24 protein-coding genes are annotated in these 22,567 nt (G+C 39.7%); 10 read left to right on the top strand and 14 right to left on the bottom strand.

The window, feature by feature from the left end:
• Positions 1-15 precede the first annotated feature (15 nt).
• Positions 16-687: a chlorite dismutase family protein gene (locus TVG_RS04260; protein WP_010917049.1), complete on the top strand. Its 672-nt coding sequence runs from the start codon at positions 16-18 to the stop codon at positions 685-687.
• Here TVG_RS04260 and thiI read toward each other — a convergent pair.
• Together thiI and TVG_RS04250 are read right to left on the bottom strand one after the other, a co-directional pair.
• Positions 655-2,085, bottom strand: coding sequence for a tRNA uracil 4-sulfurtransferase ThiI (gene thiI, locus TVG_RS04255; RefSeq protein WP_010917048.1), 1,431 nt, complete (start codon positions 2,083-2,085; stop codon positions 655-657). The two genes, TVG_RS04260 and thiI, sit on opposite strands and share 33 nt — an antisense overlap.
• On the bottom strand, positions 2,082-3,101 hold the full coding sequence (locus TVG_RS04250) for a hypothetical protein (RefSeq protein ID WP_010917047.1): 1,020 nt from the start codon (positions 3,099-3,101) through the stop codon (positions 2,082-2,084). Before TVG_RS04250 ends, thiI begins: the two co-directional genes overlap by 4 nt.
• 111 nt (positions 3,102-3,212) lie before the next feature.
• On the opposite strand from TVG_RS04250, the gene TVG_RS04245 reads away from it, so the two are divergent.
• Positions 3,213-3,656: a hypothetical protein gene (locus tag TVG_RS04245; protein WP_010917046.1), complete on the top strand. Its 444-nt coding sequence runs from the start codon at positions 3,213-3,215 to the stop codon at positions 3,654-3,656.
• A gap of 232 nt (positions 3,657-3,888) precedes the next feature.
• Positions 3,889-5,457: an APC family permease gene (locus tag TVG_RS04240; RefSeq protein ID WP_241760248.1), complete on the top strand. Its 1,569-nt coding sequence runs from the start codon at positions 3,889-3,891 to the stop codon at positions 5,455-5,457.
• Between the two features lie 46 nt (positions 5,458-5,503).
• Here TVG_RS04240 and TVG_RS04235 read toward each other — a convergent pair whose 3' ends face one another.
• Genes TVG_RS04235 through TVG_RS04225 form a run of 3 tightly spaced genes read right to left on the bottom strand, consistent with a single transcriptional unit; the run spans position 5,504 to position 7,934 of the window.
• On the bottom strand, positions 5,504-5,899 hold the full coding sequence (locus TVG_RS04235) for a phosphate-starvation-inducible PsiE family protein (RefSeq protein WP_010917044.1): 396 nt from the start codon (positions 5,897-5,899) through the stop codon (positions 5,504-5,506).
• 32 nt (positions 5,900-5,931) lie between these two features.
• Positions 5,932-6,432, bottom strand: coding sequence for a TIGR00725 family protein (locus TVG_RS04230; protein WP_010917043.1), 501 nt, complete (start codon positions 6,430-6,432; stop codon positions 5,932-5,934).
• Positions 6,432-7,934, bottom strand: coding sequence for a thiamine pyrophosphate-binding protein (locus TVG_RS04225; RefSeq protein WP_010917042.1), 1,503 nt, complete (start codon positions 7,932-7,934; stop codon positions 6,432-6,434). Before TVG_RS04225 ends, TVG_RS04230 begins: the two co-directional genes overlap by 1 nt.
• A 95-nt stretch (positions 7,935-8,029) precedes the next feature.
• On the opposite strand from TVG_RS04225, the gene gck reads away from it, so the two are divergent.
• Together gck and TVG_RS04215 are read left to right on the top strand one after the other, a co-directional pair.
• Positions 8,030-9,292 carry a glycerate 2-kinase gene (gene gck / locus TVG_RS04220; protein ID WP_010917041.1) on the top strand — a complete coding sequence of 421 codons (1,263 nt, stop codon included), beginning with the start codon at positions 8,030-8,032 and terminating at the stop codon, positions 9,290-9,292.
• Between the two features lie 77 nt (positions 9,293-9,369).
• Positions 9,370-10,449: a diphosphomevalonate/mevalonate 3,5-bisphosphate decarboxylase family protein gene (locus TVG_RS04215; RefSeq protein WP_010917040.1), complete on the top strand. Its 1,080-nt coding sequence runs from the start codon at positions 9,370-9,372 to the stop codon at positions 10,447-10,449.
• Here the strand turns inward: TVG_RS04215 and TVG_RS04210 are convergent.
• Positions 10,446-11,411, bottom strand: coding sequence for an endonuclease V (locus TVG_RS04210; RefSeq protein WP_010917039.1), 966 nt, complete (start codon positions 11,409-11,411; stop codon positions 10,446-10,448). The genes TVG_RS04215 and TVG_RS04210 overlap by 4 nt on opposite strands.
• A 65-nt stretch (positions 11,412-11,476) precedes the next feature.
• On the opposite strand from TVG_RS04210, the gene TVG_RS04205 reads away from it, so the two are divergent.
• A complete protein-coding gene (locus tag TVG_RS04205) occupies positions 11,477-11,956 on the top strand; it encodes a DUF2240 family protein (RefSeq protein WP_010917038.1) in 480 nt (159 codons plus the stop codon).
• On the opposite strand, the gene TVG_RS04200 is transcribed toward TVG_RS04205, so the two are convergent.
• Positions 11,947-12,675 carry a hypothetical protein gene (locus tag TVG_RS04200; protein WP_010917037.1) on the bottom strand — a complete coding sequence of 243 codons (729 nt, stop codon included), beginning with the start codon at positions 12,673-12,675 and terminating at the stop codon, positions 11,947-11,949. The genes TVG_RS04205 and TVG_RS04200 overlap by 10 nt on opposite strands.
• Positions 12,676-12,816: 141 nt before the next feature.
• On the opposite strand from TVG_RS04200, the gene TVG_RS04195 reads away from it, so the two are divergent.
• The 3 genes from TVG_RS04195 to TVG_RS04185 are packed head-to-tail and all read left to right on the top strand — an operon-like array spanning position 12,817 to position 15,046.
• The gene (locus TVG_RS04195; RefSeq protein WP_010917036.1) at positions 12,817-13,140 is read left to right on the top strand and encodes a hypothetical protein; all 324 of its coding nucleotides are present in this window, start codon (positions 12,817-12,819) and stop codon (positions 13,138-13,140) included.
• Between the two features lie 26 nt (positions 13,141-13,166).
• The gene (locus TVG_RS04190) at positions 13,167-13,499 is read left to right on the top strand and encodes a thioredoxin family protein (RefSeq protein WP_010917035.1); all 333 of its coding nucleotides are present in this window, start codon (positions 13,167-13,169) and stop codon (positions 13,497-13,499) included.
• Between the two features lie 14 nt (positions 13,500-13,513).
• Entirely contained in the window at positions 13,514-15,046 is a 1,533-nt protein-coding gene (locus TVG_RS04185) for an ABC1 kinase family protein (protein WP_010917034.1), read from the top strand.
• 2 nt (positions 15,047-15,048) lie between these two features.
• Here TVG_RS04185 and hsp14 read toward each other — a convergent pair whose 3' ends face one another.
• The 5 genes from hsp14 to TVG_RS04160 form a co-directional block, all read right to left on the bottom strand.
• A complete protein-coding gene (gene hsp14 / locus TVG_RS04180) occupies positions 15,049-15,423 on the bottom strand; it encodes an archaeal heat shock protein Hsp14 (protein WP_010917033.1) in 375 nt (124 codons plus the stop codon).
• A gap of 23 nt (positions 15,424-15,446) precedes the next feature.
• Entirely contained in the window at positions 15,447-16,394 is a 948-nt protein-coding gene (gene meaB / locus TVG_RS04175; RefSeq protein WP_010917032.1) for a methylmalonyl Co-A mutase-associated GTPase MeaB, read from the bottom strand.
• Positions 16,395-16,841, bottom strand: coding sequence for a cobalamin B12-binding domain-containing protein (locus TVG_RS04170; RefSeq protein WP_010917031.1), 447 nt, complete (start codon positions 16,839-16,841; stop codon positions 16,395-16,397). It abuts the gene before it with no gap.
• Positions 16,804-18,501: a methylmalonyl-CoA mutase family protein gene (locus TVG_RS04165; protein ID WP_010917030.1), complete on the bottom strand. Its 1,698-nt coding sequence runs from the start codon at positions 18,499-18,501 to the stop codon at positions 16,804-16,806. The genes TVG_RS04170 and TVG_RS04165 overlap by 38 nt, the downstream gene beginning before the upstream one ends.
• Before the next feature lie 76 nt (positions 18,502-18,577).
• Complete coding sequence (locus TVG_RS04160) at positions 18,578-19,105, bottom strand: cysteine hydrolase family protein (protein WP_010917029.1); 528 nt, start codon at positions 19,103-19,105, stop codon at positions 18,578-18,580.
• Between the two features lie 276 nt (positions 19,106-19,381).
• Between TVG_RS04160 and TVG_RS04155 the strand changes: the two genes are divergently transcribed.
• Complete coding sequence (locus TVG_RS04155; protein WP_338384163.1) at positions 19,382-20,263, top strand: RNA-guided endonuclease InsQ/TnpB family protein; 882 nt, start codon at positions 19,382-19,384, stop codon at positions 20,261-20,263.
• Between the two features lie 404 nt (positions 20,264-20,667).
• Here the strand turns inward: TVG_RS04155 and TVG_RS04150 are convergent, their stop codons facing one another.
• Together TVG_RS04150 and TVG_RS04145 are read right to left on the bottom strand one after the other, a co-directional pair.
• The gene (locus TVG_RS04150) at positions 20,668-21,138 is read right to left on the bottom strand and encodes a GNAT family N-acetyltransferase (protein WP_010917027.1); all 471 of its coding nucleotides are present in this window, start codon (positions 21,136-21,138) and stop codon (positions 20,668-20,670) included.
• A complete protein-coding gene (locus TVG_RS04145; RefSeq protein WP_010917026.1) occupies positions 21,119-22,465 on the bottom strand; it encodes an NAD(P)-dependent malic enzyme in 1,347 nt (448 codons plus the stop codon). Before TVG_RS04145 ends, TVG_RS04150 begins: the two co-directional genes overlap by 20 nt.
• Positions 22,466-22,567 lie beyond the last annotated feature (102 nt).

The raw sequence follows: 22,567 nt of genomic DNA, 5'->3' as shown, positions 1-22,567 counted from the left end.
ATTGATATCGAATATATGAATGAAGTTTATACTTTCGTCACGGCCTACAAATTCCTGAATGGCTATGTTAAGGATATTGGATCTGTAAAGGAACCGTTGAATAAGCTCTCCTCTATTTTGCGAGATGCGAAATCTAAGATGATCAATTTACATACCTACAGATCCTTCAGGTACGATTCTGACTTAGTGTTTTGGTTCTCGTCTAGGACGCCCGATGATATTTTGGAATTGAAGGAAAAAATTGGGTTTACGCTTCTCCCCTATGCAAATGCAACATATTCCTCTATTTCGATTTATGATGAATCCCCGTATAACGCCATGAACAAGAAGCTTGAGGACAGCTTGAAGCTAAAACCATTGGACTATTTTGTAGCTTACCCAATGTCAAAAGACCCTGAATGGTACTTGCTCCCTTTTGATGAAAGGAAAGAGATAATGCGTGAGCACATAGATACTGCCTTAAAGCACCCTGACGAAAAAGGGATACGCTCATACACAACTTACTCGTTTGGAATAGGAGATCAAGAATTCGTGGTGTTATATGAGCTTCCAGATATTGCAGCCTGGTCTAGGGTAACAGAAAAACTCAGAGAGGTAAAGGCCAGGAAGTGGATTGTCAAAGAGACGCCAATAATTCTTGGGAGGCTGATAGATCTAAACACGCTTTCCGATGGTTTCATCAACTGATCCTTTTTGTTTTGAAAGTTTACTGAACGTTGTAAAATAGGCTTCAATTCCCCTCTCCCTAAGCACAGATGCTACATATGCGCTCTGTAATCCCATACTACAATAAAACACGTATTTTTTGCTAGTGTCATTTATTGCCAATGCCTGCTCCAAATCCAAGTGTCTAGCCCCTTGATAATGGGATTTTTCATAAAGATCTTTCTTTCTTAGATCTATAAATACCGCATCTTCCAAATTCTTGTTAAGCATAAGATCGGAATTTATCACTATTTTTCCAATCTCAGAAAACTTTATGGCGGTTACTCTTTCTATAAATTTTTCTATATCTATTTTCTTTACATCTTCTTCTATATCTTCCCATTTGGAGCGAGTTACAGGATGGGCAGAAAATAAGGAGCAGAATTCGCCCACGTTCTTCTCTGGGAATGTGCCTATATCCCTTGCAATAGCAGTAATCTCATCCTTGTCGAGGCCTATGAGTGGCCTGTATATGGGGAAATTTATTCCGTGCTCTATTGACAATAGGTTCTCGGCAGTTTGAGACGATACTTGCCCAAGGGATTCTCCAGTTACTATGCCGAGGTATCTGTACTTTTCAGCTAAACGTTCAGCTAGCCTGTAAAGCACCTTTTTGAACGTAACGTTGTTAAAATTCGTCTTCTTTTCTATCACCATATCACGAATTAAATCTCGGCAGTCTGCTATGAAGACGTTCCCATCTCTATACGGAGACCATCTTTCTACTAGCTTCTTAGCAATTTCCAAAAATGCTTGGGTATCTATAGGATCCGCCAATGAACAGAAGAAAATGTCGCATGGTGATCCCCTTTTCATCATCAGCCAAGTAGCGACGGGTGAATCTATGCCACCGGAAACCATTGAAATCAGCTTCCCCTCAGATCCAAGCGGGAGGCCTCCTGGACCCTTGTATATCTTATCGTATATAAGTGCATCCTTCCCAACTATGTCGACGTGAATCCATACCTCTGGAGATTTAAGATCGACTCCATTGGATATGCTATAAAGGGCATCGCCAATAGCTTTTTCCATATCAATAGATGTGAAGCTATGTGTGCCTGTCCTACGGCATCTGACACCGAATGTCTTGCCTTTGACCTTCTCTTCGTAGAGGGCATGAACCTTCTTTACTATATCTTCTTGGTTCTCAAATTTTATTCTAATGCATTCTGAGTAAGACTTTATGCCAAAAACTTTTGACAACGGAATATCATTCTCAGCTTCTACCAACAGCCTTCCGGCTAGTAGTTGGCACCTTGCCTCATAGCCTATTTTTTTATAATAATTAATTATATTATCGGCTAGAATCCTTTCCATCCTGGCCCTTTCCCTATCCCCTTTAAGCCCAATTTCAGAATACCTTACCAGATATGTCTTCATTTTGATACACCAACTATAGCAACTAGGTCCTGCATTATTGAGGGATTAACTGGATCGAGCCTTGCCTTAAGCTGATCAATGGACATCGATCCTTTCGATATAAGATCCTTAATTAAGTAAGAATATTTCTGGAATATGTATTTTACAAATGCAGTAATATCACCTTTTTCAATTATGTTTTGGTTATCCATCAATATGCTGCTGACACTCTTCTTCTTGCTCAAGACATTCTGAAGTACGGAAATTATGCCTTTTGTTATGTCTTTTATAGCTTTATAATCGGTATTCTTTGATAGGACAGGATCTCCATCAACGCTTATTTTTCCAGAATCATCCTTGTAATCGATCTTGATCATATCTGGGTTGTCTATTGGATAAAATATGGAAACTTCTGACATTGTATCTTCATCAGTAAATGTAACGTTTAGATATTTCGGGCTATATTCTGCGTATTTGAGATAATAGCGATCCAACTTTTCGTAGTCTACTGAGATCTCAGAACTCATAAGGGATCTGCCTTTCCTAACTGGCAGTCTTACCCCCTTTACTATACTGGATACTTCAAGGCTTTCCTTTAGTTCTGGTATTATGCCACAGTTGAGGATAAATTCGTAGGATATGCCGTCGTCGCACTTAAACAAAACCCTAGCCTGGTACGACCCACCTTCATTGCTTAAATAGAGGGTATAATCAAGTATCGTCAGAGGGTCTTGTGCCATAAAAAGGTTAAGGCTCCCTATAGCCTTGTTAAAATCACCTTCCATCTTTTGTTTGATCAGCTGCTGATCAGCTTTTGCCCTTTCCTCTATCTTCTCCTTTAGCTGAGAAACAGCAAGGTTTACGAAGTCTATTATCTTAGATTTCGTATCTGCTATGTCTATGCCCATGGGCGATGAATCAAAGTTCGTTACGGTATTCTTTATTTCAAGGGCAAAGTTATCAGCTGCCTTTTTGCGCGCTTCTATTATTGAGCTGAAGTTATCGTAATCACTCTTTTCTTTTCTATAAGCTTCCATAAAGATCAAAGAATCCAGCAAGTTTGAAATAGTTTCTTGATTGATTCCCATACTAAGTGGTTTATTCAAAAGTATTATAAAGCAATATCTCAATTACTGAGCGGTGATGCATTGGCAGACACTCTGGAAAAGGCTATCGACGATACTATCCTTCAAATAAAGGCTATGATGCTTATCGCAGGAAATGATAAGACATCCATAAACAGAATAAGAAGGACGTTCCAGACAAGTAAGGATCAGAATCTTATGGAATTCAGGCAAATAGTCGGACAGCAAGAGAACCATAATGACTTAATATATGCAGCTATAGGTGAATTTTTTCTGTCTGCCTTTATGATACTCCTTTCTGTAATAATGATGGTTCCAAGCCTTTTTTCTTTCGTCAATACGCAATTGTCTTATAATTATCTAAGGTCGTTTGCGCTGAATGTTGTGAAGTTCAATACGGCCGGATATATCGAAATAATAGCCACGCTCGCAATAGCCTTTACCATTCTGTTTCTAGCTCTCCATACTATAAGGCTTGCAGCCGAGAAGATAAACAATCTATGGTGAGACAACGTTTAAAGATTACAGAAGATACCTAGTCATAATAAAATCGCTATCACTGTTTTCTGGGATATTTTTTTTATATTCATATATATTTTATTTTCTGACTTTTAATTTTCAGAGAGATTTTAATTTTCCAAGCTTAATAGTTCTTCTGCTTGTCATAGTTGGGGCCGGAATTTCTGCAATATCGATCTCTGAGTTTCCTACAGCCTTTAGGATAAGGTTCAAGAAGCCGATGCTAAAGGAGACGAGGAATCCTGTTTACGGCTTCTTTACTCTTTTTGCAATAGGCCTCGGCACAACAATCGGGTCACCGTTGTTCGTACTAATACCTGAAAATATATACGAATATTTTTATGTGACCATTATATCTTTGTGCCTAGCTATCGTAATGTCCTATCTTCTGGCCTATCTTTACGACAAGATGGGATATTATTCAATAAAAAACAATCTAGAAACTTTTGGAGGGCCGTCCTTCATAAGATCGGCCCATGGTAGATCTAGCCTTCGATATTTTATATCCAGATTTTCAATGTGGATAGCAAACACGTCGCTTGCTTCCTTCTCTGTGATTTATTTCGTTGATTTTACATTCACAGTTATAGATCCACTAGTCCAGTCAATAGGGTTCTCACAACTTGATATAGACCTGCTGAGTGCTGCCATAATAATATTCATGGTCGTATGGTTTATAATTAACGCATTTTACGGAAAGAGATTCATTAGGGGTATAGGTTATACCCAAATAGGGTTTCTTATCATAATGGTATCGATAATATTCACGGACACTCTTGATCTAGGGTTCAAATTTTCATGGAACCTGAGCGGCTTGTCATCCTTTCACGGCAATTTAGCAAGTGCAATAATTATGAACACGGGTTATCTCTTCATACTTTTCTTTGGATACCAGGAGATTCAAGTTATGGAGAGGGATTCAAAAGAAGAAGGTAGCATCCCTATCTTGTCACAGATCAAACACAAGAAGTATCCAAAAACAAAATATTTGCCAGCATCTATGTATGCTACAATAGCTGCAGCTGGAATAATTCAAATACTTTATGGGTTGGCAGTCTTTTCTTTACATGCAAATACCTCATCGGTCGAACAGGCCGTTATTCCAGCCATATACCTAGCGTCAGAGTTCCAAAACAAGATGTGGGCGCTCATGATGGCCTTCTCTTTTCTCTTAGCTACTGTAACAACCTTTGTCCCGGCCTTCATGGCTGCCTCAAGGCACCTTCGATCACTTTCTGAGGATGGCATATTCCCTAGGCCCCTTGCATCTCTATCCTGGGTGTTTACATTCATACTGATATTGTTCATGAGCTTTGGGGGGACTGCGTTCTTAGTAAATATCACGGATTTCATGGTGTTAGTTAGCCTATCCTTTGTTGCCCTGTCTGCAATGGTATTAAAGGAGAATTCAAAATTTGATAGGCTTTCCGTTATTTCCTTAATCACATTCCTTATGTTCATGATATCTGCAATCAGCATATACATGATTGATAGAATAGTTGTAGTCTTTGGGGTAATAGCACTAATAGCTAGTTTTCTTCTCTATGACATTCTGCGCTTGAAGCTTTTTGGGCTAGAAGTCCTTGGAGCCTTTTTTGGTACGCTTTCACTTCTTTCAACACTCGTCATGAAGTCTTCAGCGTCTCCCTCTGTCTTAATAATTGGCAATATAGCAGTAAGATCGCCTTACAATCTCTTGTTTCTGCAAATCTCGGTCTTAGTATTGGTTGTTATACTGTTGGCAAATGCAATTACGCGGTATCACATAGAGAGAAAGGCTATTTTCTGAATGTTTACTGTACGGATATATTATTTAATGCGTATTAAAGAACCGATCATTGAGTATTCTTTGTAAGAACTAAGAAATAGAGAGATACAGAAAGGGCAATAATTACTATGGCCAGTGCAGAAAGGGAGTATATATCTTTGATGCCAGTTGAAATATCAATTATTATCTCCCTTATGATGTAGGAAAGACCGGCTTCGACTACATGTCTAAGGCCCTGCGGGCTTTTTACGATGAAATCATGAACGCCTTCAAAGAGTTCAAGCAGAACGAGAGCAAAGAAGGCGTTTCCTACAGCACTATAAACTAATTCTTCCAACCCTGATGACCTAAGTATGATAAGCTGATAGATCGAAAAACAAAGATCGAAGACGATTGCTAGAATAAGTATGGCCTCGATGATATAACCAAAATATTTGACTACATACTGAGTTGGATCGTTCACGATTTGGATATGTGTATTGTATTTAAAAATTATCATTCGTTTTCTTCATGCCATTTCCAGTTCTTTGCAAGTTCTATAGCCATCTGGACTGCTTTCTCTGGATCCGGCTCAACGTATACATGCCCCTCCTTTTCCTTCTTTCTCGGTATATTTAATTCAAATAATGAAACTACATCCTTTCCCTCACTTATTGCAAAAGAAGCTTCGGAGAGTGTACCAGCCGAGCCATCTATTGAGATGACTGCCTGTGAAGCCCTTATTATCAGGAAGTTCCGCATATATCCCATCCCGGTTGGTACTTTTATCGTTACATAATCGTTGGCTTCAGATGGATCATACCCAGGAAGAATTCCTACTACTATCCCATTTCCTTCGCTGACTCCTTTTGAAACGCACTCCATAACGCCTGTAAGTCCACCGCAAAAAACTACAACGTTATATTTTGCAAGTATACGTCCGACGTTGTAGGAGAGAGTGCAAACCTCCTGAGAAACCCTTGAACCACCTATTACAGCTATATTTAACTCCGGCATCAGAACATCTCTGGAATCCTTTGATCCGTATCGATTACAAGTACCTTTGCTTTTTTCTCCTCCTTAAGCCACTTTATGTCATCGATAGATGCGTATACTCTTGCCTCTACACCAAGGCCTTCAGAAACTTTAACAGGATCGTATTCCAGCTTAAGAAAGTCAGCGTCTTCAATTCCGTATCCGAAAGCCTTCGAGTAGCTCCTGAGTATATTGTATGCATTGTTTCTAAGAACCACAAACTTAGATGGCATACCATACCTGCTCGCAGTCCATAGACTTTGAACCGTGTACATGAAGGCTCCATCGCCTATAATGCCAAGAGTTCTTTCCTGAAGGGCAGAAATGCCTACGGTAGCAGCATCACCCCAGCCTAGTGGCCCTCCACGAGACGTATAATAAGACTTAGGGCCATCCGCAAAATACTTTCTTACAGCACCGGAAGCTGTAACAGCTTCATCTATCGCAGTATAGCCCTTGAAATAGTCATGAATCATCTTTATTTCCTCTTCAGCTACCTCATTCCCTCCGCCCATCGCAATTTTATAATTTTCCTTCTTTTTGGCATATTTCAGCGCTACGGAAAGGAAAGAACGCGGATCTGAAATAATTGAATGTCCTGCAAAATGTGTGGGCCTTGTGCTTATAAAGTATGCTTCTACGTTTCTCAGGGCTTCCGCCGGAGTATACGGATAAACAAATATATCGGAGCCTATGAAAAGAACCAGATCAAAAGTAGATAATATCGCATCTATAGCTGCCATTGCTGGCGGCAAATCCCTAACAAAGTTCTGGTCTCTGTAGCAGCATGAGCCCTGAGACCAAGGTTCCGAAAAAACTGGTACGTTCAATTTTGTTGAAAACTCCCTTGCTAGGTCCATGGCACCATACAAGTCTACCTCATAACCGTACACTATAGCTACTTTGCGGGCAGAGTTTACTCTGTCCATTATAGACTTTACAATATCTTCATCGATTGCAATGCCTGGCGTGCTGTAAAATTCCGAACTATGATACTCAGCATCTTCATCCATAAGGTCCATGGGAAAAGATAAGAAAACAGGCCCATATGGTGGTGTCATAGCAATCTCATAGGCTCTCTTCATGGCCTCCGGAATTTCAGATGGCATTCTTACCTCGTAAGCGTATTTCACATAAGGCGAAACCATATCAACCTGATCGCCAGAGAGAAGCGGATCGTATATCAGATGGCGGCGATCCTGCTGACCCGCCGTGATTATGATCGGTGAATTATTCTTAAAGGCAGAATATATAAATGCCATAGAATTGGATATGCCAGGCAATGAGTGAAGGTTAACAACAGCAGGCCTGCCTGAATATTGCGATACAGCATCAGCCATAGCAACGGAAATCGAATCGTGTAGAGTAAGCCTGTAATCTTTAACGAAGGATAACATAGGAATCTCTGTTGTGCCAGGATTTCCGTAGACAGGATACAACTCGTGTTCTTCAAGTGTTTTTGCAAAAATCTCGGAAGCCTTCATGCTTAGCTATATTTCGTTTTATAGATAATTTTTATGTGATAGTATGTATTTATCTATCATACAAACTGTTTTAACTCTCCGATCACTGTTGGTTTATGCCGTTCTCAGTGAAGAATATAAGCGATGTAGCCTATGATGAAAGAAGGGCTTTCATATTCAGGACGCTGAATGAGGTTTTCAAGGACTTCGAACCTAACAAAGTGACGGAAAAAGCCGTAAATGAAATAGATCTGAATAAATATGCAGGAGTTTACGTAATAGGATTTGGAAAGGCAGCGTATGAGATGTACCTTGGAGTCAGAGAACACGTAAAAAGGAAGTTAAAGTATGCTGGCATAATAATACCTTCTGATCAGGAAGTTCAGTATCTTCCTGAATTAGACATACTAAGAGGGACTCATCCTTTAACCTCCACGCTCTCGGTAACCTCTTCAAAAAAGTTGCTATCCAAGGCTAGGCCATCAGCTAACGACCTAGTTCTTGTACTTATCTCCGGGGGTGGTTCGTCACTGTTTGAAATACCCCAAGAGGGAATTACCATAGACCAGATGGCGTCCATATCGAGAGCTATGATGGATCATTCTGCAAATATATACGAACTTAACACTATAAGATCAGCTTTATCATCAGTAAAGGGAGGGAAGCTTGCACGAATTCTATATCCTGCGACGATAATAGCCCTCATAATATCAGATGTTCCTGGTGACGATATTTCAATAATAGCTTCCGGCCCGCTTGCTGAGAATAAGCTAGATCCATCGGCAGTATATGCAAAATACAGGGATATTATACCTATAGATATAACAAAGTACGTAGAAAATTCAAGTATCGAGGACCTTTACTTCAGGAATGTTATGAATCGCATCATTCTATCGAATAGAGATTTCGTTTTTGAAATTTATAAGAGAATAAACGAACCAATCGTTTCCTTCGGGTCAAACATACAGGGAGATGTTACCGAGGTGTCTGAGGCATTTGTACGATCTATTTATGAAATATCCAAAATAAAAGGTAAGTCTTTTTGGTTTGTTGCTGGAGGAGAAACCACAGTGAATGTCAAAGGCAATGGTATCGGAGGGAGAAACTTAGAGCTGGCTTTGCGCTTTATGAAACTTGCCAATTTCTCAGATTTCTTGTTCCTGAGTATAGGAACAGACGGCATAGATGGCGTTAGTCCTGCTGCTGGAGGGATAGTCTCCTCGGATATGAAATTAAAAATATCCTCTCAAGAATTAGAGGAAACTCTAGATAGGAATGATGCCTTTACGCTACTATCTGCATACCATGGTGCTATAATGACTGGCAGAACAGGAAATAATGTATCAGATATAATGGTAGGCTACGTCTCACTCCGTTAAACAAAGATGAATTAGAACATTTTTCTAAAAAATTGGATATGTTAAAGATAATATGGAATTATGTTATATAATTATACATGGATCTTCCTGGTATAGTATCGCTTTTGAAAGAGAAAGGACTTTATAGAGCCCCAGGAAAGTACCGTAAAGAAATGAGATACGGAGAGATCCATTACGGTTCTGGATATCCTATAACCGGGTTAATAAAATTTCTTGGTTACTATGATGAAAGCTTAAAGATAGCAAATTTTCCATCTATATCACTTAACACCGATGTATCAGAAGCGTATTCTGCCTTCATGATATCCAAAGATAATGGAAACGACACAGCAGTCGTAGAAGGAGAGAATTCACCAAACATAACTAAGAAGGCTATGACGGCCATAAACGTGTTTAAGAATCTCTACGATATCAAAGGTTCATTCCATTTCTATTTGAGAATTAAAAGAAAATACGCTGGTGCGAAAGGACTAGGCGAATCAGCAGCAGTAGCGGCTGCAGCTTCAAGATCTCTAGTATCAGCCCTTTTCGAAAAGGAGGCGCTAAAAGATTCAAACTTTATCTCTATTGTTGCTAGACTAGCATCTGGTTCAGGGTCTAAATCCGTTGCAGGCCCACTCTCTTTATGGCTTACAGCGCCTGCAGTTTCACACGAAGGATCGTTTTCTTTAAACCTTAGAAAAGAAATTGATGATATTTTTTTATGCGCAGTACCTATACGAGATAGCGTGTCTACAGCAGAGGCTCACAACACCGTAATCAAATCTCCATTCTATCAGCAATGGTCTAGGCTTCAGTTTGACGCTGTCTACTCGATAATCAGTAGAGGTGGATATTCAGCACAGATAATTGAAAACGCAACGACTAATACCTACCTTATGCACTCAGTGCTCATCTCAACCGGAAAACTCCTATGGAACCAGGATACGCTGAGGGCAATGGGTATCGTCGAAGATATGCGTAGAATCGGCCGTTTAATTGGCTTTTCCATAGATACCGGCCCATCGGTTCTCGTGATGGCAGATAGGGAAGATTTGATTAAAGAATTCAAAGAACGTTACAATGGGGAATGCATCGACGCCTCCGTACCAAATGGAGCACCGGATATACCTAGCTCTTTTGTAGAATCAGCTGAACGATACTTTGCAAAACACTAACTCGATTGTATTGCAGTATTCCGAGTTGAAAAATCGTATCTTGCTATATTTCCATTCGTTTCAATGTGAAGTCTAGTAAGGTTGTGCGCAAGTCTTAAAAGGCTCCTCATCTCCTTTCCCTCCCTTTGCTCAATAAGTCTTCCAGCCTCCTCAACATTGATCCTGTTCCCTGGACTGACGATCGTGTGATGCCCGATCATCTTTCCAGCAACCACTCCGGAAATTAACAGATCCGATCCCTTTACTGTACAGTTGATTAGGTGTTTTGCAATTCCAATTGAAGCCGTTTTGAGACTGACACCAGCATGCGTAGCAAGACCGGCGAACCTTGGATGCAATATGCCGTTACCATCTATGAGTATCATAGTTTCATTGTCATAGAGGGCCCTAATAAACTTAAATTCCTTAAAAGCTAAGTATCCTGGGATATAAGGGAACATGGAATCCGAACTGTATACGTATGCCCCTATCTTACCTTTATTATAAACTACCTTGGATGCATAGCCGCGGGTTTCTTTGTATGAAACATCGAACGCTGCTATTGTATCGAGAGAGTAGTCGTTTCTATCATCGTACAATCGGCCAATTTTAAATTGAAGTTCCCTTAGCTTTCTTAACGGATAATCTGTCTTAAATTCTCGGAATCTCACTTTTTCGAAATTGGAAATATGTCCATTTGTGATCGTTATTCCGTCACGGATGAGCCTCCTCATCTTTTCAGCTGATCCAAGCGGATGGGTGTAATTCCCAACGCTACCGTCATGTGGAACGACTTTATAACAGGGGATATAATCTGGTTCTTTGTTTATTGAAAGCATGAAACCAACCGATCTTGCTGCAACAGGATCACCAAGAGCTTCAGCGAGATCGCCGTAAGTACTTACCATCCCGTCTGGTATCTGGCGAACCAAGTTATAAAGGTATGATATAAGATCAAAGTTCTCATAATCCACGCTCAGCATATGCGTATTTGCTGGTAAAGTTTGCTATTTAGCAATCCTTTTTAGTAACGCCAACATAAAGGAATATGGATAGAGATGCCGCCAGAAAGCTTATCGCCATGGTAGCAGCTGATACTAAAAAGGTTGAATCATTTGGCCTCCAGGACTTCATAAACGTGATATCCTTTAGGAGAAAATTACTGGCTCCGGACACAGTTAAAAGGTTTGTAGATGAAGCTGTTAAGGAAAACCTCCTCGTCAAAAAAGGAGAAAGGTTTGCACCAAACTTTAGTACATCTGGGATCGTAGTTCCGCTTGACTTCACAGTAAGCGAAAAAGATCTATTTTCCGCATCAAAGGATAAGCCTCTAATAGATAGAATACTAGACGCTGCGACGGCATCCGGGAAATTGACTAAAAAAGAAGCCATAGCCGAAGCTCATGAGTTCATGGAGAATCTAAAGCTAATAACTTTTCAAACAGCATTGCTTGCAATAATGAATGAACACGGGATAGATATATCCGATTTCTTAAGGGAGATAGAAGAGAGAAAGCTCTACGCTTGATTCTGAAGGCGTTTTGCTATCTCTATGGCGTCTTCAACGTTATCCAGTGCCATAGCAATATCCGATGCTGTATCGTAAAGGTAAGAAAATGATTCTATGAACTCCTTTCTCTCTTTCTTAGATTTTATTGTTGCAGATATCTTTTCAAGCTTGTCAATCGCATCCATGGCCATTTGGAAAGCTTTCCCTTCATCTTTCTTTCTTGTAATATTAATTAAACCGCTGAGCGCATCGAAGTAATCTTCCCAGTCCTCTATCTTTTCGCTTTTTTCGGCGACATCCTGGTATATCTTAAAAGCTTCATCCGGATCGCTATCAGAAATAATTCCAGCTTTTGATGTAAGCGAAATCATGATGAGCTCGTCATCGTTAGTTTCTTTTGCTTTCTCTATTGCCTCGTCCAGCTTTCGCATCCCATCTTCCTTTTTACCAGAATCTATGAGTATTGTTCCGATATTTATGAGGTCGAGGACCTGCAGATCCATTTCGCCTTTTTCCTCATGTATCTTTAGCGCAATTTCCGCAAACTTCATCGAGTTTTCATCACTGTCCTTCTGAAGGTAATGGTATATCTGTGAAACTTTATAGGCAATTTCAGCTTTAAGGTCATCATCTTGCACTTTTTCAATTGCAGCAAGATAATCCCTTAGGGCATCGATGTACTTCTCTTTCTCAAAGTTTCGATCGGCGTTCTTTATTAACGTTTCGACATCATCCATACTTATTTCACCACGCCACTGTTGAATCGATATGTATCCAATTCACCTGGTTTATGAACACACACGTGTTTAAAATATTTGTTAAGGCAAAAGGGGAAAGGAAGTATACATTAATCTAGTGATTATGTATTATCTAATAAATTGAAGGGATCGTTGCTGAGGAAACGGTATATAGTCGTCTATTCCGAAACACCGGAATTGCTCTCTGACGCATTGTTTCGTAAATTCAGATGCAAGACTAAATTTAGGAAAGAGAACTTCATAATAGTGCTAGCAAGCCAATTCAATAAGGATAAAGTTATAAACTACATAAATTCAGAAATAATAGGATCTCGCACTTTAGTCACAAGCGGAACAATGCGAAAATGCAAGGCGTATATCAACGATATTATTGGAGAAGATGAAACCGATTTCGAAAAGAGAAGTAGAGAGATAGAGATTCGCAACACAAACCAAAAAAGATAATATCCTTAATAACACTTTTCACCTATATGGCGTGCGTCAAAGAGATAAATTACGAGGAGTACAAGGAGTTGATCGGCACTTCAAAGTCGTTTATACTTGAATTATGGGCTGAATGGTGCCATCCGTGCAAAATAATGATGCCTTACTTAGAGGAGGCCTGTGAGAAGCTCAACGCTTGCTATTTTTTTAGGATAAATGTTGATAAGAATCCAAAGATTATAGATGAATTGAATATAAATAGCATACCAAGGATAATTCTTTTTGTTAACGGCGAAAAGACTGGAGAAATAAAGGGCTTTCAAAAATCAGACGTTATAATAGAAGAAGCCTCAAAAATTCTATGCGATTCCCCCGAATAAGGAGAGGTCAATTAATGCCATCAGCTACGCTAAAACGAGAAATACATATCCTTCTAAAACTGTACCCTGTATTCCGAAGGTATCTAAAGGATCGGAAAAGAGCCAAAGAAAACGATGAGTGGGACTATGAAATTCAGAGGAATGGTGAATTAGCGGTCAAAGCCTTTATGGATCTAGGTCCGACTTTTATAAAACTAGGGCAAGTACTATCTGCCAGGCCCGATCTCATGCCCAAGGAATATCTTGCAGCTTTTAGAAAATTGCAGGATCAAGTAGATCCAGATCCGTTTCCCCTGGTAAAACAGATTATAGAGAGAAATTTAGGAAAAATTGATCAAGTTTTTGATGAATTTGATGAAAATGCAATCTCCGGGGCTTCTTTGGGCCAGGTATATAGGGCAACCTACAAGGGAAGGCTGGTTGTTGTAAAGGTTAACCGTTTCAATATTGAAGATCGTTTGAAGTCCGATCTTATAGCCATAAGAAGGCTCCTAAAGCACGCAAAAGGGAGAATAGAAAATTTCCTGTATCTAAGCATTGAAAATGTAATAATGGACTTTAACAAGAGAATATTCGATGAGATCGACTATCGGAAGGAAGTTTCCAACATGAACCTAATAAGATCAAATTTACACGAGGACGATAGAGTCATAATACCACAAGTAATTGAAGGGCTTAGCTCGAAGGAAGTTCTTGTGATGGAATACATTTCAGGGACAAAAATAGATAATGTACAGATTTTAAAGGAAAAGAATATCGATACAAAGGAACTCGCCCTCAGAGTGGACACCGTTTTCATGCGCATGCTGCTAAAGGATACAATCTTTCATGCAGACCCACATCCTGGAAATATCTCGGTAGCAGACGACGGTTCTATAATTCTCTACGATTTTGGCATGGTAGGTTTCATTAACGATGATTTAAGGTTCAAGCTTCTTTTACTATACGACGGGCTTCTCAACAAAGACTCCGACGAAATAATAGACGCACTTTTATCATTGGGTGCACTTTCTCCTGCGGCCAATCGGGGAATAGTGAAGCGTGGAATCGACATGGCCATAGCAAATTTCTATGGCAGAACGCCAGAAGACTTAGAAATACGTGAACTTTTAGACGTTGCGAATGACGTTATATTCCAGTTTCCGTTTCGCCTGCCTAGAGCATTGGTTCTCTACATGAGGATGTCATCACTACTGGAAGGTGTCTGTCAGCAACTCGACCCAGATTTCAAATTTATAAGGGTACTACAGAAACTACTATACGATGAGGGCCTCATACAGACACTCTACAAAAAGAGACTGACAAATTTCTTGGATGATACGTTGATTTCTCTCGAGAAAGCAGTACAGCTTGTTCCATTGCTGAAAAGGAAGTTGGAATATGAAGAGGAGCCTATTAAGCGCAAGGATTACAAAATACCTGCTTCAATATTTCTGGGTTTCTTGCTCCTATCTTTTTTTCAAATGGAAAAAATTCACCCAATCACATCAAGCATACTTATAGCAATAGATGCAATACTTTTCATATATATTATTATTAAAAAATGATTTTATTCTATTTCTACGTTCTTTATGTTCTTGGTTTTCATTCTAACTGTAAGTATGCCTTCACTATACTTAGCAGATATGTCCTGCTGCTCAATCTCTACGGGCAGCTTAACTACTTTATACACTTTGTCAACGCGCTGATCGATATATACGGTAGAGTATTCTCTCTTTCTCTCCGCACTTATAGTGAGTACATTCTTATTTACCGAGACCTTTATGTTTTTCTTGTCAAACCCGGCCATTTCTGCTTCCAATACCAGATCAGAGCTATCTTGATATAACGTGACTGGTGGATATATAAAGGATGAGACCTCTTTCACAGTATTCGATACGTTTTTTATCATCTCATTCGTAAAGAACTTTATGGGTGTATACATACTTAATAAATACGTGCATATATTTAAAAATTAACTTCTTTTTCTGCTACATTTGATGAGTGAAATAGCCTTCTAGCCACTGTACTCGGATCGATCTTCATCCTCATATCCCTAGCAATGTCCTCAGCTGATATTAATTCACCGAAAGCACCGTTAACCTTTTTTTCAATCTCTCTAGAAATCGCAAGCCGAATCTCTTCCTTGTACCTTATCTCCTTCTTATTGCCGCTTGCCTCAGAGTATTTCCTATGTTCATCGATAGCTTCCAGAAGCTTGTCATATCCTTCTCCTTTAAGAGAGTTTGTACCCACAACCCTTGGATTCCAGCCATTATGTTCATATACGTTATCCATTATATCTTTCAACGCAAAGAATGACCCTTCCCTATCCATCTTATTTATAACGAATATATCGCCAATTTCCATCATTCCTGACTTTATCGCTTGTATGCTGTCCCCTAATCCTGGTGCTAAAGTAACAATTACAGTATCTGCAAGGTAAACTATATCAATATCTGATTGACCCGCTCCAACAGTTTCAATTATTATGTAATCACTTCCTGAGGCGTCTAACACCTTTACTATGTTCCACGTAGATCGTGACAACCCACCAGTGAAACCTCTGTTTGCAACGCTTCTCATATATATTCCATATTTCGATAGTATTTCCTGCATTCTGATCCTATTACCAAGAAGAGTACCTCCACTAAATGGGCTGCTTGCGTCAACCGCTAGTATTGATACTTTTTTCCCATGTTCTGAGAGCATCTTCGACAGAATACCTATCATTGTGCTTTTACCGACTCCAGGAGGGCCGGTTATTCCTATTATATGGGCTTTTCCAGTGTATGGGTATATTTCCCTTATAAGTTCGTAGGAATAATCATTGTCTTCTTCGACTAATGATATGGCCCTTGCTATGGCCCTTGGCTCACCTTTTCTTATGTATTCTACAAGAGTGGATTTGTCCATCTACATCTCCTTCTTCCTTCTTGCTTCTTCACCCCTCTTCCTTATGTGGTCTATTATAACTGACAATGGAGTTCCGGGGCCGTAATTTCCTGTTATTCCTATCTTTTCAAGCAGGGGCTTGTCGTCGTCCGGTATTATGCCGCCGCCTACGACAGCTATGTCGTCTATTCCCTTCTCGTGCAAAAGATCTACTACCTTCTTAAAGGCAGTCATATGTGCTCCGTTAAGCAAGCTAAGGCCTATTACATCAACATCCTCGCTTATAGCTATGTCTACGACCTGTTCAGGAGTCGGAAGAAGACCCGCGTATATGACATCCATCCCTGCGTCTCTGAGCGCTCTAGCTAGCACAAATATGCCTCTGTCATGCCCATCAATAGCCGGCTTCGCCAATAGGACTTTTATCGGCCTAGACGATGATAGGTTCTTTCCAGCTTCCAAATACATCCCTCCCTACATCAGATATCTCTTGTATTGTAGCATAAGCCTCAACTGCCTTAATATAATACGGCATTAGGTTCTCGTTCTCGTTAAGCATTGCCTTACGAAGTTCATCAAGTGCTTCTCTGACTTTTGATTCATCTCTCGTTTTCTTTACCTCTTTTAATCGATTTCTTTGCATTTCTTCGGCCTTCTTATCAATCTTCAGGTAGTTGATAGGCTCTTCTCCTTCCTCTATATACTTGTTGACACCGACCATAACTTCCTGGCCGGTTTCAAGCTTCTTTTGCCGCTTGTAAGAAGTATCTGCAATCTCCTTTTGTATGTAGCCACGCTTTATGGCCTCTAATATTCCACCCATGCTTTCTATTCTGTCGAAATACTTGTAAGCTTCCTCTTCCATCCTATCGGTAAGCCATTCAACATAGTAAGATCCACCAAGCGGATCAATGACGTCCGGAATACCGCTTTCCTCGGCTATGATCTGCTGTGTTCTTAACGCAACCTTGACGGCTTGATCGGAAGGCAAGGCCCATGCCTCATCGTAGGAATTAGTATGCAAGCTCTGTGTTCCACCTAGAACTGCCGCCATTGCCTCAATAGTTGTACGGATAATGTTGTTAAGAGGCTGCTGCCAGGTTAGGGTATAACCCGAGGTCTGCGTGTGGAAACGGAGCATCATTGACCTTGGATTTTTAGCTCCATACTTTTCCTTCATGACGGTGGCCCATATTCTTCTAGCGGCTCTCAATTTTGCAATTTCCTCAAAGAAATTTATAGATGAGTTGAAGAAGAACGAGAGCCTGGGTGCAAACGAATCGACGTCTAAACCTGCCTTTATGCCCAAATCTACATAATAGAAACCATCAGCAAGGGTAAAGGCAAGTTCCTGAACTGCACTTGATCCGGCCTCCCTAATATGATATCCGGATATGCTAATGTAATTCCACTTTGGTACGTTCTTAGTACAGTAGACCATCATGTCCCTAATAATTCTTATGTGCGCCTCAGGAGGATACATCCATTCTTTCTGTGCTATGTATTCCTTAAGGATGTCGGCTTGTACTGTTCCAGATACTTGATCAAAGGGAACGCCTTGCTTTTTTGCTATTGCAAGGTACATAGCGGTAAGAATTGCCGCTGGTGCATTTATTGTCATTGATGTGGATACCTTGCTTAAATCTATTCCTTTGAATATAACCTCCATGTCCTTCAGCGTTGATACGTTTACTCCGCACTTGCCTATTTCTCCCTCTGATCTTTCACTGTCAGCATCGTATCCATACAGAGTTGGCATATCAAATGCTATGCTGAGACCAGTTTCACCATTTTCGATCAGGTAGTGAAGCCTCCTGTTGGTATCTTCAGGAGTTCCAAAACCTGAAAACATTCTCATAGTCCATAGTTTTCCTCTGTACATGTTCGGGTATATTCCCCTTGTGAAAGGGTATTCCCCGGGCATGCCCAATCTGGATTCAAGATCTGGAACATCCTCTTTGGTGTAAACCTCTTTTAACTTTATCTCTGAAGAATTCTGATATACTCTTTCTTTATATCCAGTTTTTTTATTCCAAGGATCCAAAGTATTTGACTTCCAGCGCTCATATTCATGGTTCTTTTCTGGCTTGGAGATCTCATTAAGCTTTTTTCTCCAATAGCTATCCATATTTTACCTAATAATACATTATAGATTAAGCTTATGCTGATATATGGCATAGAGATAAAATATCGTTTTGCGACATTCAAATTACCTTATTAATTTCATCTGACTTAACAATATTGGCACCATATACACGTATAAAATAATCTTTCCAATTCTTATCGATTCTGGCCGCAACAGCATCCTCAACAACTGTTATAGCATAATTTCTGTATAAGGCATCAGCAGCAGTGTGTCTTACACAAATGTCTGCATCAAGTCCAATTAGGAATAATTCGGTTACGCCTCTTGCTCTAAGTATCTGGTCGAGGTTTGTTCCATAAAATGCACTATATGCGTGCTTCTCTATCACGAATTCGCTCTCTAAGGGTTTCAGTTCTTCTATTATCTGAGCTCCCCATGAACCCTTCATTGCGTGTGATCCCCAGATCTTCATCTCTGGGTCTTCCTTATAATGCGCATCATTGGTAAAAAATATAGGCAGGCCTTTCTTTCTAAATGCTTCAAGCACATTTCTGGCCGGGATAACTGTGCTCAAACTTTCTTGAGTTTTCAATGTACCATGCACAAAATCGTTAAGCATATCTATAACAACAAGTCCCTTCGTCATCGTTCATATATTGAAAAATATTTATATAACCTTTATTGAAAGTGAGAAACCATAAGAATATATGGTTCTGTGCGTGCTCTCAACGCAATAGTACATGATTTTCTACCGTACGATAAATTATAGACGTTAAATGCGTAAGTTTACCAACACAGGTAATTTCACGATAAGTATTATGATAGATAAGAATATTACATCAATAAATTCCGTATCAAAGGAACTTTATAATGATATTAAAAAATATGATATAAAGATGTCAGTCAATTTGGCCTTAAATCAATAATATCAAACCAGATATTAAGAAAATATTCCAGAGACCGAAAGGCAAAGAATGTTCACAATGTAAAATTAACTATACCTGCTCAGGGTATACATTTTAACCATGAAGATAGGACCATAACCATACCGTCCTTGAAACTCACCTTAAGCTACTATTTCAGGAATGATTTTGAGAAGATCAACCAGGTCGAACTCGGCAGAGAATTCGCATACGTATCAGTAACGATACGTGAAAATCCAATGATAGAACCGAAGGCATATCTCGTAGTGGACAGGAATACAACAGGGCACATTGCCGTTGTTGGGAATCCAGAAACTGGAAATGTTTTGAAGCTTAGGAAGAGTGCAGAACACATCCACAGGAAGTACAAGAATATCAGGAAACACCTTCAGAAGAAGGGCAAGTACAGGATGGTGAAGAAGGCAAAGGATCGTGAGAATAGGATCGAGAAGGATGTGAATCACAAGGTATCGAAGAAGATAGTACAGGAAGCAAAACAGAATGGGATGGGAATAAAGCTCGAATATCTAAATGGAATAAGGAATGCAAAGTCGAGCAGGAATTTCAGGTACCCCCTGAATAGCTGGTCGTTCTATCAGATTGAAAAGATGATAGAATACAAGGCCAGACTACTTGGAATACCCGTTGTCTATGTCGATCCATACAACACCTCAAAGGAGTGTTCAAGGTGTGGACTCAAAGGCAACCGTTCAGGAAAGGAATTCAAGTGTCCGGGTTGCGGACACGTTGATAATGCCGATGCCAATGCTTCGTTCAACATAGCATTGCGTCCAGTATTTGAGAAAGGCATTGATCGATTGCATGCAGACAGGGATGCATGCAAGGGGAGCACTGATACCCACAGAGAGGCAACGTTATGAGCGATAGCGACCTTAGAACCCCACGAGCTTTAGCCGTGCGAGTATGTCAGCAAATAGATCTATTTTAAATTCCTCCGCTTCTTATAAGATTTATTTGACCGTACACTGCATTAACTTCTAAAAATATATATAAGATCTTATATATCAGGCTCATCAATGACATTACGCGAGATAAAATTTTCAGAGCCCAGTAATTAGTGCTTGCAAAAAATGTTGATTAAGGTGTGCTTTATCTTTTCTAAGATAAACTCCCATATACACTTAGATGCTTAATTTAAAATTCATCACTCCCAGAAAATTTGTCCTTCTTTATCGATTTCCTTTGAAATATTTTATTTGAATAATCCAGAATGTATATAGTTTTAAAAAATAATGTAAATTTACGAAGTTCGAAAATAAAACACTTAATGTATCTGTCCATATATTGTGACGATTTCCCTGTAGCCTATTTTCTTATAAAAATTCTGTGCAATAAGGTTCAATGCTGGAAACTCAGCAGTTATGAAAGTAATTCCCTTAGGATCCAGCTCGCGTTTAAGTGCATCAATAAGCTTCTTTCCTATTCCATTTCGTCTGTATTCAGGCATGACGTAAAATTCCCTGATTCTGGCCTCATACTTTGGTTCATAGTATATCCTAAATAGTATATCGGCAAAGAGAATGCCGGTAATTTTGTTGTCAAGTTCTGCTACGAGCAGAACGTGATCATCACTGTTCATTATCTTGTTTATGTACTTTTCGATATCTGCCTTCGATTGTTCTGAGACATTGAATATGCAATCGAATTCAGAGTTAAGTCTTTTCAGGCGAAGCAACTGATCCATGACAGATTCCATGTCTTCCTTTTTCATCCTTCTAATATTTACGTTCACCATTTGGCATCATCCTTATCAAACCAAGATCCATCATCTTTCTATAGATGTTCCTATTATTTTCTATAATATCACGCGCTCTCTTATAAAATCCTTCCTTGCTGTCTATTTTTCTGGCAAGTCCAAGTTCTACGGTCTTAGTTGCGACTGCACTGGCAAGTCTAGGATACAATTCCCATTCCTCCATTGTTGGTACTATCTTTTCTGCTGTAGGTTCCTCAACGAAATTGGCGATTTCGTAAGATGCAGCAACCATGACGTCAAAGTTTACACCTTTGGCTCTTGCATCGAGAACCCCTCTGAAAACACCTGGAAAAACAAGGCTATTATTTATCTGGTTCGGAAAATCACTCCTACCGGTAGCAACTATCTTAGCTCCATTTTCCTTTGCTTCTTCGGGCCACATTTCTGGTATTGGATTTGCTAAGACAAATACTATTGGATCGTTATTCATTTCCTTGACTAGCTTTGCATCAACGGTATCCGGCCCAGATTTTGCTGCTGAAATCAGTATATCTGCTCCCTTCAGTGCTTCCTTAAGATCTCCCTTTACTCTTTCACCGTTTGTTTCTATTGCAAGCTGATACTTCCATGGATTGTTAAGCATCAGCGAATCCATATCCTGACGTTCCGGTTGCAGCACGCCTTTAGAATCAACTAGTATGATATTTTCCTTCTTGAATCCTGCAGCTTTGAATAAGTAAGCTGCAGCTATATTTGCCGCACCAGCACCATTGAACACAACCTTAACTTCCTCTATTTTTTTACCGACAATTCTAATTGAATTTATTATTCCAGCAAGAGTGATCGAAGCAGTTCCTAGCTGATCGTCGTGCCATACTGGTATATTCATTTCCTTTTGTAACGTCTCAAGCAGGAAAAAGCACTTTGGAGATTCAATATCCTCAAGGTTTATACCACCGAAGGATGGTTCCAAAGACTTCGCCACACTAACGAATTCTTCCCTCGAAGATACTCTTATCGGAACAGGTATAGCATTTACCCCGCCAAGATAATTGAATATCAGGGCCTTTCCTTCCATCACAGGCATTGCAGCTTCTGGCCCTATATTCCCTAAACCTAAAACCCGGGTACCGTCAGTAAGAATAGCAATCGTGTTCCATCTACCTGTCAGCTCAAAAGAGAGATCATGATCGGTTGCAATCTTTCTTGAGACAGCTGCGACACCCGGAGTATACCAGATCGAAAAATCGTCAAGACTTCTTACAGGGACTTTGGACATAGTTTGAATTTTGCCTTTATAGTATTCCGAGTACCGGAGAGCGTCTTCGTTGTATTTTTCTGTTCTCTCTTCGTTCTCCATTATCATCGTCGTCAAAATAACCGTCAATTATTAAATTGTTTCTACGTCTAACGCCGTATAGCAATGGCGATTATGGATCATCATTTTATCGTTACAAGACATAAGGAA

This window comes from Thermoplasma volcanium GSS1, from assembly GCF_000011185.1.
Classification (GTDB): Archaea; Thermoplasmatota; Thermoplasmata; order Thermoplasmatales; family Thermoplasmataceae; genus Thermoplasma; species Thermoplasma volcanium.
Note: the sequence above shows the minus strand (reverse complement) of the source record. Positions and strands in the feature narration are given on the sequence as shown.